This is a genomic window from Streptomyces durocortorensis, assembly GCF_031760065.1.
In the GTDB taxonomy this organism is placed as follows: domain Bacteria; phylum Actinomycetota; class Actinomycetes; order Streptomycetales; family Streptomycetaceae; genus Streptomyces.
In genome coordinates, this window is record NZ_CP134500.1 from 3,357,539 (window position 1) to 3,371,390 (window position 13,852).

Consider the following 13,852-nt stretch of genomic DNA (forward strand, 5'->3'; position numbering starts at 1 on the left):
CCCCTTCTCCCCAGGAGAGTTCATGATGCTTGAATCAGCTCTGGTCCTCGCCGATGTGGACGTGTATCCCGCGCCCACCGCGGCAGCGCAGGAACCCCAGGCGGCGGTCGTGCGCGGGAGCGTCGTCGTCGATCCCCTCGACCCGGCACTCGCCGGCCACTATCCGGGCTTCCCCCTGGTGCCGGGCTTCAGCCTGGTGCAGTACGTGCACGACCTGGTCGCAGGCTCCACGGCACAGCCTCCCGAGCAGCCCGTCGTACTGGAGAAGGCCCGCTTCCTGAGCCCGGTCCGGCCGGGCGAGCGCATCGACATCGAGGCCCGGATCGACCGGGACGAGACCGGTATCCGCAGCACGGCGGCGGTGTCCGCCGACGACCGGCCCGCGGCGGAGATCCGGATCCACTATCCCAAGGAGACTTCGTGAGCGGCGTCGCTCAGATCACCTGCGTTCTTCCGCATCGCCACCCCGCACTGCTGATCGACCGGATCTCCGGGATCGAGCCGGGGGTGGGCGTGCGCACGCAGAAGGCGGTCAGCGTCACCGACCCGGGCTACCGCACGCTCAGCAACAAGGCGTCCGAGCTGGAGTACGTGTACCCGGTCGGCCGCCTCCTGGAGTCCTGGGCCCAGTCGGCGGTACTTCTCGCCTGCTGGGAGGAGCCCAATCCGGATGTGCTGGAAGGAAAGGTCGCGCTGCTGGCCGGGGTGAAGAACGCCCGGACGTTCGGCCCGGTCTATCCGGGACAGGTCGTCGACCACGAGGTCCGGGTGGTCCGCGACCTCGGCGACACCTTGATCATCACTGGTGGCAGCTCGGTGGCGGGCAGGCAGGTGCTGGAGGTCGGACAGCTCGTGCTGGCGTTGCGCGGCACGGAGGCCCTGACCCCGCAGCCGGAGCCCACGGCCGCCCCGCGGCTGTCATCGCCGACGACAACGGACAAGAGGTCATGATGTCCGCGGAGAACCGCAGAGTCGCACTGGTCACGGGAGGCTCCCGGGGCATCGGACGCAGCGTGGTGACCCGGCTCGCCGCCGACGGCTACGACGTCGCGTTCTGCTACCAGTCCAACCGCGAGGCGGCCGACCAGGTCGTCAAGGAGGCCGGCGCCGCGGGAGCCGCGGTACTGGCCCAGCAGGTCGACGTGTCGAGCCAGGCCGAGGTCCAGGCGTTCGTACGGGCGACCGAGAAGGAGCTCGGGCCGGTCCACGCCGTCGTCTCCTCGGCCGGCATCGTCCGGGACAATCCGCTGATCATGCTCACCGAGGACGCCTGGCAGGACGTGCTGCGGGTCAATCTGGACGGTACGTACAACGTCTGCCGCGCGGCCGTGTTCGCGATGATGAAGCGACGGGCCGGCACTCTGGTCACGCTGTCCTCGGTGGCCGGGGTCCACGGCAACGCCACCCAGACGAACTACTCGGCCTCCAAGGCCGGAATCATCGGCTTCTCCAAGGCGCTGGCCAAGGAGGTCGGCCCGCGCGGCATCCGGGTCAACTCGGTGGCGCCCGGCTTCATCGACACCGACATGACGTCGCAGCTCTCCGAGGACGTCGGCGCCAGGATGGCCGACCGCATCCCGCTGGGCCGGTTCGGCCGGCCCGAGGAGGTCGCCGACACCGTCTCCTTCCTCGTGTCGGACCGGGCCTCGTACATCACGGGCCAGGTGTTCGGCGTCGACGGCGGACTGGTGCTCTGATGGCCGCCGAGAAGATCCCGCGGTTCTACTTCTCCCTGCGCAGCCCGTACTCCTGGCTCGCCTACCGGGAACTCCTCGATCAGTACCCGGACGTGGCGGCCGCCGTGGAATGGCGGCCGTTCTTCGAACCGGACCGGGAGAGCGAACGGATGCTCACCGAGCGGGGCGGCTCCTTCCCGTACGCCGCCATGTCGCGTGCGAAGCATCTGTACGTCCTCCAGGACGTCGGGCGCATCGCCAAGGAGCGGGGCGTCGACCTGGTGTGGCCGGTGGACAAGGACCCGGTGTGGGAGATCCCGCATCTGGCCTACCTGGTGGCGCTGCGCGGGGGACAGGGGCCGGAGTTCATCGCTGCCGCGTACCGGGCGCGCTGGGAAGAGGGACGCAATATCTGCGACCGGTCGGTGATCGCCGGGATCGGGGCCGGACTCGGCCTCGACCCGGCGGAGTTCGCGGGGGCGAGCGACGACCCGCGGCTACGGGCCGAGGGGGTGCGGCTGCTCCTGGACATCGACCGGGACGGGGTGTTCGGCGTGCCCTTCTTCGTCCACGGGTTCAGCCGGTTCTGGGGACTGGACCGGCTGCCCGGCTTCGCCGCTCACCTGCGGGCGCGGACCGCGCCCGCGCGCGGGCTGCCCGAGCCGGTGGCCGGCGCGGTCGGAGCCGGTAAGCGCGCGACGGACGACGGCCATGCGGGCGGCTGCGGATGACCACACACAGCGGCGACGACTCACGGGGAGCGGGCAGATGATCGATTCGGATGAGCGTCTTGGCCTGCTGCGCGGGAAGTTCCAGGAGTGGGGGCACGACTTCCGCGAGCACGCGCTGGAGTTGGACTCCGACCCCGAGGCGATCCGCCGGTACTTCGATCTGCCCGCCGCCCGGTACCTGGCGACGATGGGCATCCCCGCCGAGTACGGCAACGATCCCGAGCCCATCGGCGGGCACCGCTTCTTCGGCGACAAGGCCCTGGAACGCGCGGTGATCATGGAGGAGCTGGCGTACGCGGACGCGGGCATGCTGGTCGCGTCGCCGGGTCCGCTGCTCGCCGGTGTGCTGGTCGACCTGCTCGGCGACCGCCGGCAGAAGGAGTGGTTCTACGGGCGGATGACCGCCGAGCCGCTGTGGACGTGCTTCGCGCTGACCGAGCCCGACCACGGCTCGGACGCCGGCTCCTTGACGACCTCGCTGACCCCGAAGGACGGCGGGTTCGTGCTGAACGGCACCAAGCGGTACGTGGGCAACGCGGCCCGGGCCCAGATCGGCGTGGTCTTCGCGCGGACCCGGCCGGGCCCGCTGGGCGTGACCGCCGTGCTGACGGAGGGCTCGGCCCCCGGTTTCCACGCCGAGGCGCTGCCCATGATCGGGCTGCGGGGCGCCCTGATCAGCTCGATCGAGCTCGACGGGGTGGAGATCGCGGAGGACCGGGTGCTCGGCCGCCACCTGTCCCCGAGCCGGCGCGGCAACTGGGCGTTCATGCAGACCTTCAACCGGCTGCGCCCCGGGGTGGCCGCCATCGCCCTGGGCATCGCGCGGGCGGCGTACACCTATGTGCTGGCCAACCGGCGCGCGATCGGCCGCTTCGACCGGGACCGGCTCGACGAGCTGGGCCGCCGCATCGTCGCGACCCGCAAGCTGGTGCACCGCGCGGCCGCCGCGGTGGACCTCAACTCCACCAACGGGCACCTGGCCTCGGCCGCGAAGGTGCGGGCCGCCCAGCTCGCCGAGGACGCGACGCTGCTGGCCTGCTCCTTCTTCGGTCCCGGCGCCCGGCTCGACCACCCGCTCCTCGACAAGCTCACGCGTGACGCCCGCGCGATGGAGTTCCTGGAGGGCACCGGCCATATGCAGCGGCTCAACCTCTTCCAGGGCTACCTGTCGGGCAGGTTCGACCGGGACGCGCCGTTTCCGGCGGCGCCCGGCCTCCTGGACTCCGGTGCGGCTCAGCCGAGCACCGCTTCCTGAGTGAGGATCGACTGGTAGAGCCGGTAGAGGTTGCGGCCGGGATCCAGACCGAGCTCCTTGACGAGCCACTCACGTGTGTGGTGGAAGACGTCGAGGGCCTCGGTCTGTCTGCCGTTGCGGTAGAGAGCGAGCATCAGCTGCTCGCTGAACCGTTCGCGACCGGGGTGCTGGGCGATCAGCTGGCGCAACTCGGCGATGACACCGCGCTCCTCCCCCATGCCGAGCTTCGCGGCGACCAGGTCCTCCCGGGCGCACAGCCGCTGCTCCTCCAGATGGGCCGCCTCCAGTTGGAGCCGCGGCCCTTCGTACATTCCGAAGAGGGCCGGTCCGTGCCACAGGTTGAGGGCCGCCTCCAGCAGCCGTACCGCCTCGGCGGGGTCGCTCTCCACCCGCGCCGAGCCGCGGGCTGCCAGTGACAGGAACCGGTGGGCGTCGACGGCGTCCGGCGGCAGGTCGAGCAGATAGCCGCCGCTGACGGTGCGCAGCAGTTCGTCGCCGCGCCGACCGGTCAGCTGGGCCAGGATCTTGCGCAGCCTGACGGCGTTCGCCTGGAGCGCGTTGCGCATGTTCTCCAGCTCCCTCTCGCCCCAGAGCTCCTCCATGAGCTGCTCGAACAGGACGGGTGTGCCGGAGGGCAGCGAGAGCAGTGCCAGCACGGTACGCACGCGCTTGGACACGACGTGGTGCTGCTCCTGCCCCTGGATGAGCGTCAGTGTTCCGAGCATCTGAACTTCCACAGCCTCTCCCCCGTACAGGCCCCGTCCATGTCAACGAAGCGGCTCAGCCCATTGATGCACGGCTGACTTGACCGCCACTCGGGCGCGGCCCGCACCGGCGGTGGACCGGACAACGACAGGGCCCCGGCCCGCGCGGTGTGCGCAGGTCGGGGCCCTGTCGTAGTGGGGGGAGCGCTCTTGTGCCGCCGTGCGGCGGTGTCAGCGAACCTGCTGCGGTGCGGACACGGGCTCACCGACCGGGGCGTCGGCGACCCGTGCGGCGACCCGGCGGTCCGGCCACCAGAGCACCGGGGCGAGCAGCTTCAGCATGGCCGGCAGGATCACGATCCGTACCAGTACGACGTCGATCAGGACGGCCGCGCAGAGCCCGAAGCCGAGCTGCTTCATCTCCAGCAGGTTGGTGAACATGAAGCTCGCGAAGACCGAGACCATGACCAGGGCCCCGCCGGTGACCACCCCGGCCGACTTGGCGATGCCCTCCAGGAGCGCGTCGGAGGTCGAACGGCCCTTCTGCATGGCCTCCTTGATGCGGCTGACCATGAACACGTTGTAGTCGGTGGAGAGCCCGAAGAGGATGACGAAGAGGAAGAGCGGGACGCGCGAGACGATGAAGCCGTCGGCGTCGTAGCCGAGCATGTCCTGCACCCGGTCGGACTGGAAGACCAGCACCAGCAGGCCCAGGGCTCCGGCCGCGGAGATCACGCTCAGCAGGGTGGAGACGATGGCGATCGGCACCGAGCGGAAGGCGACGAGCATCACCACGAGGCTGAGTACGAGAACCGCGCCGATCACCAGGGGTAGCGCGTCCATCTGACGTTCCAGCACATCCGCGTTGCGGGCGACATCGCCGGACACTCCGGTCTCGGCCGTGTCGATGGCGCCGACGGTGGCCGGGACGAGCTCCTCACGGAGGAGCTCCAGCGTCTGCTGGGCCTCGTCCGAGTCGAGGGCGTACGGGGTGTGGAGCAGTACGGTGCCGGTGCGTCCGTCCGCGGAGACCTCGGTCTCGGCCGGCTCCTGCGAGCGCAGCAGCGGCTGCCCGTGCGCCGCGTCGACGAGTGCGTCCATGGCCTTCGGCAGCTCGGCGCGGTGCGCCTGGTCCGTTTTGACGGCAACCAGGTAGGAGGCCCCCTGGGACGGGAACTGCTCCACGAGGCGGTCGCGGGCCTTGACCGCGGTGACCTTCGGCAGGGTGCTGACCTCGGTGGACGAGAGCTGCATGCCCAGGGCGGGCAGCGAGAGCCCGGCGATCACGAGGAGGCCGATGACCAGTGAGGCCGCCGGGCGGCGCATCGCGGGGCCCAGCAGCCGCGGCCACATCCGTCCGGTCTCCGGGGAGCCGGCGGAGCGGTCGGCGATCCGGCCGAGGAACGGCAGCTTGGGGCGGTCGATGGCCCGGCCCAGCTTGACCAGGAGGGCGGGGAGCACGGTGAGCGAGGCGGTCATGACGATGGCCACGACGGTGATGGAGCTGATGGCCAGCGAGGAGAAGACCACGTCGCCGACGACGAACAGGGCGGCGAGGGAGACCATGACCGCGAAACCGGCGACCATGACGGTGTGTCCGGCGGTCGTGGCGGCGACCCTGACCGCGCCCTCCTGGTCGAGGCGGCCGCCGCTGCGGGCCCGCTCCTCCCGGACCCGCTTGATGAAGAGCAGGGAGTAGTCGACGCCGACCGCCATGCCCATCAGCAGGATCAGGCTGTTGTTGGCGCCGACGCTCGGGAAGAGGTGGGAGAAGAGCTGGGAGAGGCCCATCGCGGCGCCTACCGCGGACAGGGCGATCAGCACGGGCACGCCGGCCGCGACGACGGCCCCGAAGACGACCATCAGAATGACGAGGGTGAGGGGAAGGGTGATCCGCTCGGCGGTGGCGAGGTCCTCGCCCATCGACTCGGAGACGCCCATGCCCATGGAGAAGTGGCCGGTCTGGGCGATCTCCAGGCCGGGGTGGGCCTTCTGGACGGCCGCGGTGCGCTCCAGGAGGGCGGGGATGTCGTCGGAGATCTCCGCATCCTCGCCCTTCATGGTGAGCGGGACCAGGACGGCCTGTCCGCCCGGCGCCCGCTCCGGGTCGCCCACCTCGGATACCGAGGGCGCGCCCTTCATACGGGCCGCGACGTCCTTGGCGGCCGCGTCGGCCGCTTCGGCGTCCAGTTCGGCGCCGGAACGCGGGGTGATGACCACGCTCTCCTTCAGCGGGTCGAGGATTCCGGCGTCGTCCGCGATCGCTTCGGCGCGGCCGGCCTCGCCCGCGCGGTAGTCCACGCTGTCGGCCGATCGGGTGCCTGCAAGCGAGCCCAGAACCAGGCACGCCACTACGAAGACCAGCCAGCCGGCCATGGCACGCCAGGGATTACGGGCGCTCCACATGGCCATCCGGACGGTAAACCGCTGTTCCATCACGACTCCCCCAGTTCTGGGATCACGGGCTCGGGACCTGCTGGACCACTCGAAGCTAGTTACGCTTTCGTATGTAAGTTCAGGCTGACAGGTGGTTGTCTGGACCGTCAACTGTCGGATGGGCTGTCTTGAAATGTGTCCGGAAGGCACCGCTCCGGCAGACGGGCAAAGAGAAGGGCCGGAGTGCGTCGTCCGCACCCCGGCCCTGAACCCGTGCCGGTGCCTACCAGCATCTGCCTCCGGTCGCGCCGGCCCGCGGGGCCGACGACTCCTCCTTCCTGCCCGGCGCCGCGTACGCCTCGGCCAGCAGCTCCGAGACATAGGCGACCTGTCCGGGGCCGGTCGACAGATATCCGCTCGCGCCCAGCAGCTTCACCTGGGCGCGGTCAACGGCCGTCAGCCGCCTCTGCAGGTCCTCAAGCCCCGCCTGAGGCAGCCCGCCGGGCCCCGTGTCCTCCAGGACGGCACGGATCTCCAGTTGGTCGATGAGCGCGTCGGCGACCGCCGACTTGACCAGCTGCATCTGCAACAGCGGGACATCGCCCGAGGTACGGTCACCGAGATGGGCCACCACGGCCTCGCGCAGGCCCTCGGACAGGCCCAGCCGCAGCCACACGAGGCCCCGCGCCCAGCCGATGCCGCGGTCCCCCGGGCCGAACTCCGCGGAGCCGGGCACCTCGTGCCGCACCATCACCACCTCGCCGCCCGGCAGCGACTCGGTCGCCAGGATCTCCGGTCCGCCGGGCGCCAGCTCCGACAACCGGCCGTTGTACCAGGCCCGGCCGGCCTTGAGCAGCGTCTCGGGAGTGACCACGCCGTGCCCGTGCGGACCGCACGGCAGCATGCCCGGCAGCAGGGACTCGCACAGTCCGGTCAGGGCGGGCGCCAGCCCCTGGTCGCGGGCGAGGCGGTGCAGAGCGAGCGTCATGGCGCATCACCGGCCACGCAGACCCCGAGGTCCCCGGTCGTCGGGTCGTGCTCGACCAGCACCAGCGGCCGGGGGCCCGCGGGCCCGGCCAGCTCGGCCCAGAGCGCGGAGCAGGGGAATCCCTTGGCGGCCCCCCTGACCTCGGCGAGGCCGTCCGGCAGGTCGCGGCCCGGGTCGATGCCGGAGCCCGCGACGACCGTGATGTCGCGGCCGTACGGGCTCAGCTGCTCGGCGAGCAGCGCCCGGACGTCCTCCGTGGACACACCCGGCGTGTGCCGCAGGTCCGGCCGCACCCCACGGCCCTCGCCCGGCCCGTCGCCCGTCGACAGCAGCAGCGCCACTCCCGCGTCACCCCGAAGGGCCTGATCGCCGACGAGGCCGGTGTCGTAGGGCAGCGCGGCCTGGTCCAGTACGAGGACCAGGGCACGGCCGAGGGCATGCCTGCGGGCGAACTCGGTGGCGAGCCGCAGTGCGACGAACGGTGTGCAGCTGCCCTGCTCCGACACCCCGAACGCCAGCGGGCTGTGCGGCCACGCCTCGGACAGATAGGTGGCCGCCGCATACCGGCAGTCGAGGTCCGGTGTGCAGTGCGCGACGATCGCCACTCCGACCGGGTCGCCGTCGAGGTCCAGGGACTCGACCAGCTCGCGGGACATCGCGGCGAAGGTGTTGCCCGTGCCGCCCGGTACCAGGCCCGGGCGGTACTCGACGCCGTACTGCGTGGTCAGATCGGTGAAGTGCCGCTCGGAGAAGGCGTCGTCGATCCGGTTGCGGCCGGCCGGGAAGGCCCGGTGGACGACCCGTTCGAGCCGCAGCGGCGGCGCCGGCACGCCGCGCGCCGCCACAGGAGGCGCCACGGTTCGGTACATGGCTAGGCGCCCGTCTCGGCGAGCAGGAAGTCGGCCAGCGTACGCACCGACTCGAAGTGGCTCATCTCCAGCTGGTCGGTGTCCAGCTCGATGCCGAGCCTCTCCTCCAGGCCCATCAGGAGTTCGAAGACCCCGCTGGAGTCGAGGCCGACCTGGTCGAACAGCCGGAGGTCCTCGTGAAGGCCGGGGATCTCCCGGCCGAGGACCTCGCGGAGGGCCGAGCCGATCGCTTCCACGGCCTTGTCGCGGTCGACGGCGTTCTCAAGGGGAACAGCGGTTTCGGACATGACGTGACGGTCCTTTCGGTGGTGGCGTTGAGAGGAAGGGAGCGGGGTCCGGGAAGGGGGGCGGGGTTCAGCGACCGGCCCGGGACAGCGCCTCGGTCTCCGGGAGGTGCTGGTTGCGCAACAGGTCGTCGGGGCGGTCGCGGTCGCGGACCGCGTGCGAGCGGCCGTCGAGGACCAGCACCTCGGCCGGGTGGCCATGGCTGAGGAAGTTGACCGGGGACGCACTCGGTCCGTACGCGCCCGAGCAGCCCACGCCGATCAGGTCGCCCGGCCGCACCTCCGGCAGCTGGACCTTCTTGCCGAGGGTGTCGTTCGGGGTGCACAGCGGTCCGGTGATGTTCCAGACGCCGGTCGCGGGCTCCTCGGCCCGGTTGAGCACCCGCATGGGGAAGTTGCGCTTGACGAAGGAGCCGATGCCGACCGCCGCCATGTGGTGGTTGGTGCCGCCGTCGGCGACCGCGAAGTTCTCCCCCATGGACGTCTTCACATAGCGCACGCGTGTGACGTACGTGCCGAAGGGTGCCGTCAGATAGCGGCCGAGCTCCATCACCAGGCGGGTCTCGGGGTGCCGGGAGACGAACGCTTCGAGGAGCGGATTGAGCTGCGCGGCCAGGACCTCGAAGTCCAGGTCCTTCTCGTTGTCGAAGTACGCGACGCCGAGACCGCCGCCGATGTCGACCATCTCCAGCGGGAAGTCCAGTGCCGCGGAAAGGCGTTCGGCGAGGGCGAGGATGCGCTCGGTGTTCTCCGCGACGGCGTCCTCGCTGAGGATGCGGGTGCCCATGTAGACCTGGACACCCATCAGCCGGACGTTGGTGAGCCCGGCCACCGCACCGGGACCGTCGACGAGCTGGGCCTCGTCGATGCCGAACTGGCGCGGCTTGCCCCCCATGGTGAGCCCGGAGCCCTTGACCGCGAACTCCGGATTGACCCGCAGCGCGACGCGCGCGGTGACGGAGCGCTCGCGGGCCAGCTGGTCGATGAGCTCCAGTTCGCCGAACGACTCGCAGATGATCGTGTAGACGCCCTCGTCCAAGCAGGCGGCCAGCTCGGCGCGGCTCTTGCCGGGTCCCAGGAAGATGATGTCGGCCGGCTCGACGCCTGCCCTGCGGGCGGTGGCCAGCTCGGTCAGGGAGGAGATCTCGGCGCGGGCGCCGTGCGCGTGCAGCAGCGCGCAGATGGCGATGTTCGGGTTGGCCTTCAGCGAGAAGAAGATCTCAAGCTTCGGATGCAGCCGCTCGCGGATCGAGACGATCCGCTCGCGCAGGCCGTCGCCGTCGTAGACGTAGAGCGGCGTTCCGTACTGCTCCGCGAGCTCCGATATCCCGATTCCCTGCACGGTGTACTCAGTGGGCACGACTCACTCCTTCAGCCACGAGCCGGGCGGTGACGCCCTCGTCGAGGGCGGTCAGCTCGGTGGCCGAGTCGGCCACCACGATTCCGTAGAGGCGGCCGTCGAACGGCTCGCCGGGACGCTCCTGACCGCCCGCGTTGACGGTCGCGTAGTTGTTGATCACCAGGCCCGAGCCGCCCGCCTCGGTGAGGAGCAGCGGGCCGAGGACGCGGCGCATCTCCTCGAAGCCGATCGGGCCGTTCAGGCGCAGCGGGTAGTGGCGGGCCAGCCCGGCCCTCCCCGGACCCACCAGTCTTTCCTGGAGGCGCACTTGGTAGGTCGACATGTTGTTGCGGGCATTGATCTCGATGACCGGGAACACCCCGTCGGCGTCGTCGAGAAGCGCGTCGACGCCGACCACCCCGATGTATCCGTCGGCGGCCAGTCGCTTGCCCAGCAGCGCGGCGGCCTCGCGGAGCGCGGCGAGGCGGCTCTCGGAGAGCTGGGCCGGGATGCGGTGGCCCTTGTGCACGCCGCCCTCGGTGACCGCGCGCTTGACGAAGTCGAAGTGCACCGACTGGTCGCGTCCGACGGTGAACTGGTAGTTCAGATCACCCTGGTTGGGAACCCACTCCTCCACGACGAAGGCGATGCGCGGCTGTCCGGATCGCTCCACACGCTGGGTGACCATGCGCAGCACACGGTCCATCCGGCGTTCGTTCTCCAGGACGACGATGCCCTTGCCCGAGACGCCGAAGGCCTCCTTGACGACGGTCCTGCGCCCCTCGGCGAGCAGTTCCCGGGCCCGGCCGAGTGCTTCGCCCAGCTCGTCGACCGTCTCGCAGGTCCATCCCGCGGGCTGGCGCAACCCCAGCTCGTCCGCGGCCCGGCGGCTGTAGATCTTGCTGTTGACGGCCTTGCAGAGACCGGCTCCGGGCGCTGCCAGAGGCATACCGGTACGCCGCGAGAGCTCCTCCTCCACGACGGAGATGCCGTGTGCCGTGAGGTGTGCCCCCTGCCCGGCCAGCTCGGTGAGGGTGGCGAGCAGCGCGGGGTCGTGCAGTACGTCCTCGGTGACGTTGCGCTGGGAGTCCTGCCGGGCGACGGCATGGACCGCGGGCAGGCCGAGACCGAGCTCGGCGAGGTAGGCGAGGTACGCCTCGTCCGGCGCGGTCTTGAGCACCACGTGGTCGCCTTCGCCCGCGAGCAGCAGCGCGAACTCGTCCATGCGGTTGACCACGGCATTGCCCGAGGCCCCGGAGAAGCGGGGCAGGGTGTGCTCGCCCTGCGCCCACACCTCCTCGACCTCGAAATTGCCCAGGAACACCAGCGGCGTATCGGGCGAGCCGGTCACGGCGCGCTTGAGCCGGCCGGTGAAACCGGCACTGAATTCGTCCATGTCTTCTCTCCCACGTCCCGTTCTGCTGTGGCGTCGGCCTTGGGCGTGTCCGCCGGACCCTTAGTGCTGGAGGACCATCGCGGCGAACGCCTGGCCGAGGCCCGCCGCGGTCATCAGGTAGTGGTTGCCCGGCTTGAGCAGCCCCAGATCACGTACCGACCGGTAGTTGATGAAGGGGTCGGCGCAGAAGGCGTGCCCCGAGAGCGCGATGTTGTCGAGATGGATCGTGTCGGTGCTGATGCCGAGGTTCTTGGCCGCGACCGTCCAGGAGACCCGGTTGACGTTGTGGGGCAGGACGAGGGCGAGGTCCGCGACGCTGATCCCGGCCTCCTCCGTCGCCGCGAGCACGACCTCCTCCAGGGCGCCCTGGTAGATGCGTACGGCCTCCTTGGCGAGGTCCCCCACCAGGTCGATCAGGCCGTCGTCGCGGCCGTGGATGCGGGCGGCGTAGCCGAGCATCCGGTCGCGGTCCCCGCCGGGGCCGACCAGAACGGCCGCGGTGGCCTCGCTCATGATCGACACGTCGGCGACCCACTGGGAGAAGGGCGTGAGCGTCTTGTCCCCGGCCAGCACCAGCGCGAGCGCGTCGGGGTCGCCGTCCGCTTCCAGGAGCATCCCGGCCACGTCGACGGCGAGCAGTCCGGTCGCACAGCCGTGGTCGGCGACCGCGAAGGTCCGGGCGTTCCTCAGGCCGAGCGCGTCGCACACGTCCCGGACCGGGCTCACCGGATAGGGCGCGGTGGTACGAAGGCCCTTGGCCCGGATCACGTAGCGGACCCGGTCCTCCTGCCCGGCCAGGCCCTCCAGCTTGCCGGCCGCGGCCAGCAGCAGGTCCGCCTCGGACCGGTCGGGCGCCTGGCAGATCCCGTCCAGCCCGTAGAGCCGGGTGAACCGGCGCACCTGCTGGTCACTGATCCCGAGGGTTTCCTTGAGGGCATCCACCGGCACCGTATCCGGCAGATGACTTGACACCGCCACCAATGAGGTCATGCGCCGCAAGCTACGCAGCGCGACTGACGGGTGGCTGACACGACGCTGACCGTGGCTCCCCGCGCCGCCGGTCAGTTCCCGGTCAGCGGGGCGTCAGTGGTGTTGCCGAGCATGGGCGGTGTCCGAATCACCTGCCAGGGAGCGTGGATTGACATGTCGGTGTCGCAGTCGGAACCAGGACCGGTCAGGCGGCCGACGTTCGCGGTGGTACCGGGAGCGCAGGTCAACAGCGTCCTGCAAGGACGGGAGAAGCAGGTCATCGACCTGGTCGAGGCCACCTACCGGCTGCACGGCACGGGCGCCACCGTGAACCCGCCCTCGTACTTCCTGCGCTTCCCGGACCGCCCCGATGCGCGGATCATCGCGCTGCCCGCCTCGCTGGGCGGGGAGTCGGGCGTCGACGGGCTGAAGTGGATCTCCAGCTTCCCCGCCAACATCGAGTCGGGCCTGCCGCGCGCCTCAGCGGTGCTCATCCTCAACGACCCGGCGACCGGCTACCCCTTCGCCTGCCTTGAGTCGTCCGTCATCAGCGCGGTACGCACCGCGGCGTCGGCGGCCCTGGCCGCCGACGTACTGAGCCGCGGTCGCGGTGACCGGCCCCGGCGGGTCGGTTTCGTCGGGACCGGCCTGATCGCCCGCTTCATCCACACCTATCTGGCCGCGGCGGGCTGGGACTTCGACGAGGTGGGCGTACACGATCTGAAGCCCGAGCACGCCGACCGCTTCCGCGGCTACGTGGAGGGCGGACACGGCGGTCGGGTGGTGGTGCACGACAGCGCCGAGTCGCTGATCCGGGCGAGTGACCTGGTGGTGTTCGCCACGGTCGCGGGGGCCCCGCACATCAGCGACCCCGGGTGGTTCGCGCACGCGCCACTGGTACTGAACGTCTCGCTGCGCGACCTCGCGCCCGAGATCGTCCTCTCGGCCGTCAACGTCGTCGACGACGTCGAGCACTGCCTCAAGGCCAACACGTCCGTGCACCTGGCCGAACAGCTGACGGGCGGCCGGGAGTTCCTGTCGGGGACTCTGTACGACGTGATGTCCGGGGCGGTGCGGCCACCGGCCGGCCGGACCCTGGTGTTCTCCCCCTTCGGGCTCGGCGTCCTCGATCTGGCCGTCGGCTCGTATGTGTACGACGAGATCGACCGCAAGGGTGAACTGCGTGTCGCCGACGGATTCTTCGATGAGCTCGACCGTTACGGAAAGAGCTGAGCCGCGGCTCACCGGTCGTGGATGGGAGTCGT

At 70.7% G+C, this 13,852-nt stretch carries 14 protein-coding genes; 6 read left to right on the forward strand and 8 right to left on the reverse strand.

The window, feature by feature from the left end; translation table 11 throughout:
* The first annotated feature begins 22 nt into the window (after positions 1–22).
* The 5 genes from RI138_RS14795 to RI138_RS14815 are packed head-to-tail and all read left to right on the forward strand — an operon-like array spanning position 23 to position 3,662.
* A complete protein-coding gene (locus tag RI138_RS14795; RefSeq protein ID WP_311120296.1) occupies positions 23–424 on the forward strand; it encodes a hypothetical protein in 402 nt (133 codons plus the stop codon).
* Positions 421–951 (forward strand): 3-hydroxyacyl-ACP dehydratase FabZ family protein, encoded by a 531-nt coding sequence (locus RI138_RS14800; protein WP_311120297.1) that lies wholly within the window; start codon positions 421–423, stop codon positions 949–951. The genes RI138_RS14795 and RI138_RS14800 overlap by 4 nt, the downstream gene beginning before the upstream one ends.
* A complete protein-coding gene (gene fabG / locus RI138_RS14805; RefSeq protein ID WP_398864281.1) occupies positions 951–1,697 on the forward strand; it encodes a 3-oxoacyl-[acyl-carrier-protein] reductase in 747 nt (248 codons plus the stop codon). The genes RI138_RS14800 and fabG overlap by 1 nt, the downstream gene beginning before the upstream one ends.
* Positions 1,697–2,407: a 2-hydroxychromene-2-carboxylate isomerase gene (locus RI138_RS14810; protein ID WP_311120299.1), complete on the forward strand. Its 711-nt coding sequence runs from the start codon at positions 1,697–1,699 to the stop codon at positions 2,405–2,407. Before fabG ends, RI138_RS14810 begins: the two co-directional genes overlap by 1 nt.
* Positions 2,408–2,444: 37 nt before the next feature.
* On the forward strand, positions 2,445–3,662 hold the full coding sequence (locus tag RI138_RS14815; RefSeq protein WP_311120300.1) for an acyl-CoA dehydrogenase family protein: 1,218 nt from the start codon (positions 2,445–2,447) through the stop codon (positions 3,660–3,662).
* Here RI138_RS14815 and RI138_RS14820 read toward each other — a convergent pair.
* From RI138_RS14820 to RI138_RS14855, 8 genes are all read right to left on the reverse strand, one after another.
* Positions 3,641–4,387, reverse strand: a complete 747-nt coding sequence (locus tag RI138_RS14820) for an AfsR/SARP family transcriptional regulator (RefSeq protein ID WP_311120301.1) — start codon at positions 4,385–4,387, stop codon at positions 3,641–3,643. The two genes, RI138_RS14815 and RI138_RS14820, sit on opposite strands and share 22 nt — an antisense overlap.
* 210 nt (positions 4,388–4,597) lie before the next feature.
* The gene (locus tag RI138_RS14825; RefSeq protein ID WP_311120302.1) at positions 4,598–6,802 is read right to left on the reverse strand and encodes an MMPL family transporter; all 2,205 of its coding nucleotides are present in this window, start codon (positions 6,800–6,802) and stop codon (positions 4,598–4,600) included.
* 223 nt (positions 6,803–7,025) lie between these two features.
* Entirely contained in the window at positions 7,026–7,730 is a 705-nt protein-coding gene (locus tag RI138_RS14830) for a hypothetical protein (RefSeq protein ID WP_311120303.1), read from the reverse strand.
* Positions 7,727–8,599 (reverse strand): hypothetical protein, encoded by an 873-nt coding sequence (locus RI138_RS14835; RefSeq protein WP_311120304.1) that lies wholly within the window; start codon positions 8,597–8,599, stop codon positions 7,727–7,729. Before RI138_RS14835 ends, RI138_RS14830 begins: the two co-directional genes overlap by 4 nt.
* Positions 8,600–8,601: 2 nt before the next feature.
* Complete coding sequence (locus tag RI138_RS14840) at positions 8,602–8,886, reverse strand: acyl carrier protein (protein WP_311120305.1); 285 nt, start codon at positions 8,884–8,886, stop codon at positions 8,602–8,604.
* A 67-nt stretch (positions 8,887–8,953) separates the two neighbouring features.
* Entirely contained in the window at positions 8,954–10,243 is a 1,290-nt protein-coding gene (locus RI138_RS14845; RefSeq protein ID WP_311120306.1) for a type III PLP-dependent enzyme, read from the reverse strand.
* Positions 10,233–11,618 carry a preATP grasp domain-containing protein gene (locus RI138_RS14850; RefSeq protein ID WP_311120307.1) on the reverse strand — a complete coding sequence of 462 codons (1,386 nt, stop codon included), beginning with the start codon at positions 11,616–11,618 and terminating at the stop codon, positions 10,233–10,235. Before RI138_RS14850 ends, RI138_RS14845 begins: the two co-directional genes overlap by 11 nt.
* A gap of 60 nt (positions 11,619–11,678) precedes the next feature.
* Complete coding sequence (locus RI138_RS14855; RefSeq protein ID WP_311120308.1) at positions 11,679–12,608, reverse strand: 3-oxoacyl-[acyl-carrier-protein] synthase III C-terminal domain-containing protein; 930 nt, start codon at positions 12,606–12,608, stop codon at positions 11,679–11,681.
* Positions 12,609–12,761: 153 nt separating this feature from the next.
* Here RI138_RS14855 and sbnB point away from each other — a divergent pair, with 153 nt between their 5' ends.
* Positions 12,762–13,820: a 2,3-diaminopropionate biosynthesis protein SbnB gene (gene sbnB / locus RI138_RS14860; protein WP_311120309.1), complete on the forward strand. Its 1,059-nt coding sequence runs from the start codon at positions 12,762–12,764 to the stop codon at positions 13,818–13,820.
* Positions 13,821–13,852: the final 32 nt, after the last annotated feature.

Excerpts from the sequence above, each read along its gene's own strand:
- RI138_RS14795 (WP_311120296.1), top strand. The coding sequence starts at position 23 with ATGATGCTTGAATCAGCTCTGGTCCTCGCCGATGTGGACGTGTATCCC.
- fabG (WP_398864281.1), top strand. The coding sequence starts at position 951 with ATGTCCGCGGAGAACCGCAGAGTCGCACTGGTCACGGGAGGCTCCCGG.
- RI138_RS14810 (WP_311120299.1), top strand. The coding sequence starts at position 1,697 with ATGGCCGCCGAGAAGATCCCGCGGTTCTACTTCTCCCTGCGCAGCCCG.
- RI138_RS14815 (WP_311120300.1), top strand. The coding sequence starts at position 2,445 with ATGATCGATTCGGATGAGCGTCTTGGCCTGCTGCGCGGGAAGTTCCAG.
- RI138_RS14820 (WP_311120301.1), bottom strand. The coding sequence starts at position 4,387 with ATGCTCGGAACACTGACGCTCATCCAGGGGCAGGAGCAGCACCACGTC.
- RI138_RS14825 (WP_311120302.1), bottom strand. The coding sequence starts at position 6,802 with ATGGAACAGCGGTTTACCGTCCGGATGGCCATGTGGAGCGCCCGTAAT.
- RI138_RS14830 (WP_311120303.1), bottom strand. The coding sequence starts at position 7,730 with ATGACGCTCGCTCTGCACCGCCTCGCCCGCGACCAGGGGCTGGCGCCC.
- RI138_RS14835 (WP_311120304.1), bottom strand. The coding sequence starts at position 8,599 with ATGTACCGAACCGTGGCGCCTCCTGTGGCGGCGCGCGGCGTGCCGGCG.
- RI138_RS14840 (WP_311120305.1), bottom strand. The coding sequence starts at position 8,886 with ATGTCCGAAACCGCTGTTCCCCTTGAGAACGCCGTCGACCGCGACAAG.
- RI138_RS14850 (WP_311120307.1), bottom strand. The coding sequence starts at position 11,618 with ATGGACGAATTCAGTGCCGGTTTCACCGGCCGGCTCAAGCGCGCCGTG.
- RI138_RS14855 (WP_311120308.1), bottom strand. The coding sequence starts at position 12,608 with ATGACCTCATTGGTGGCGGTGTCAAGTCATCTGCCGGATACGGTGCCG.
- sbnB (WP_311120309.1), top strand. The coding sequence starts at position 12,762 with ATGTCGGTGTCGCAGTCGGAACCAGGACCGGTCAGGCGGCCGACGTTC.